We start from the raw sequence: 1,786 nt of genomic DNA, 5'->3' as shown, positions 1-1,786 counted from the left end.
TAAAGAAATTACAAGATATAGTAGCAAAAATTATACTTGATAATAACCCTGATGAAGAACCAAAAGATTTAGGAGAAGTGTTATATCCTGATGATCCTACCAAAGGATACAGACAATATAAAGAAAACATGAAGTTACATACTGATAATCCTACAAAAGAATATAAAGAATATAAAGAGAATCTAAATACTATAGAGAGCATAGCAAGATCACTGTTTAGAAACGACTTCACAGTGAAAGAAATTGCTTCAGTGGTTAGGCTAACTATAGAAGAAGTAGAGCTGATATTAAAGGACTTGATTGAAAATAGTTGAAATATATCTCAACTCCTTTATATACACTCAACCACATAAAACATTCAATAATAGCCAATATAAATATTAGCTATTATCTCAGAGTATAAGTTATTTAGCAAAGAACTTGCATCTATTAACAACAAATGCTAAAAAATTTGATAGCTTATATCTGATATCTGTTATAAACAGTAAAATTATAAAAGCTACTAAAATTGCAAGAGGAATAATAGAAATACTAGTAAGCAACTCTTTACTTTTATAAATTCTAGTACCATTCTCAGCGCTTACACCAGACCACATTAAATCAAGTATATTACCTATTCCATTATGAAATATTCCACCAAAACCCATAATAAACATATTAGCTATTGAAGCCGCTAATCCACTTTGCTCTGTAGAGACATATGAAGATATCTTAGGTACAATCAAAACTTGATAAGCAGAAAAAACCCCTACTACAAATAATAATTTATTTATATAACTAACACTTACTGAACAACTCAAAAGATACATAAAACATATAAACATAACAAATGCTGCAAGTAAGGTCAGATATAAGTATAAATTATATTTATCTGCAATATAAGGTAATAATAAACCACCAAAACACATACCATATAAGATATATGATATAGCATCATCAGCCACAATTTTATCTAAATTATATATATTTACTAAGAATACGCTACCCCAAGCATCTGCAAAACCCTCTAAAGGCCCAACCATAAGACCTGCAACAATACTAGCAATAATCACCTTATAATTTCCTAAAATTATTTTAATACCCTTCAAAATACTAACCTCTTTACTAACACTAGAAGATCTTGCTAGCAATATATAAGTAGCAATTGAAAGTAAAATACCAAAAATTACTATGACATTCATACTATAAACAATACCAAAACTATTTGTTAATACTGAAATATAAAAGCTACCGTAAATCGCAACTAACAATCCACAAAATACCATAACACCTAACATCCTAGAAAAATGGTTTGGATATAAAATTCTGAATAACTGCAATGCACAAACCGCAGCAGCTGAAGATCCTATTCCAGTCATTGCTCTACCAAATAATACAAAACACCAACTATCTGAAATACTCATAGGTATTCCTCCAATTGCTGTTAATAAGATAGAAATTGGTAGCAAATATTTTGAACCAAATTTCATTAGCAATACTCCGATTGGAATGTGTACTAAGACATACGCTAAATAATATATTCCTGCAAAAAAGCCAAAATCAGTTGAATTAATTAAATATTTTGCAATAATATCAGGCATTATAACATTAGGTAATACTCTAAAAATATACTGATAACAATAAAATATTATTACAACAGAAGCTATCAGCACGGATGATAGCGCAGAATTTTTTTTGAACATAGCTAAAAACAAAATTAATTACATTATAAAAAATAACAAATGTAGTACTACAACTAATACATAGTATTAGCCAATACACTTAAGCAGAATGCTTTTACTTAAAA

2 protein-coding genes are annotated in these 1,786 nt (G+C 28.5%); one reads left to right on the top strand and one right to left on the bottom strand.

The features are described from left to right. Nucleotides 1-314, top strand: a 314-nt coding sequence (locus IHI24_RS04100) for a hypothetical protein (protein ID WP_194966784.1), incomplete at its 5' end; no start/stop codon positions are given. Nucleotides 315-404: 90 nt separating this feature from the next. On the opposite strand, the gene IHI24_RS04095 is transcribed toward IHI24_RS04100, so the two are convergent. Beyond that, nucleotides 405-1,682: an MFS transporter gene (locus tag IHI24_RS04095; protein ID WP_194966783.1), complete on the bottom strand. Its 1,278-nt coding sequence runs from the start codon at nt 1,680-1,682 to the stop codon at nt 405-407. Between the last annotated feature and the right edge of the window lie 104 nt (nt 1,683-1,786).

This window comes from Rickettsia endosymbiont of Cardiosporidium cionae, from assembly GCF_015476335.1.
Classification (GTDB): Bacteria; Pseudomonadota; Alphaproteobacteria; order Rickettsiales; family Rickettsiaceae; genus JADHZC01.
Note: the sequence above shows the minus strand (reverse complement) of the source record. Positions and strands in the feature narration are given on the sequence as shown.

Bases quoted from the DNA above. Each gene is read 5' to 3' on its own strand.
- IHI24_RS04095 (WP_194966783.1), bottom strand. From the start codon at position 1,682: ATGTTCAAAAAAAATTCTGCGCTATCATCCGTGCTGATAGCTTCTGTT.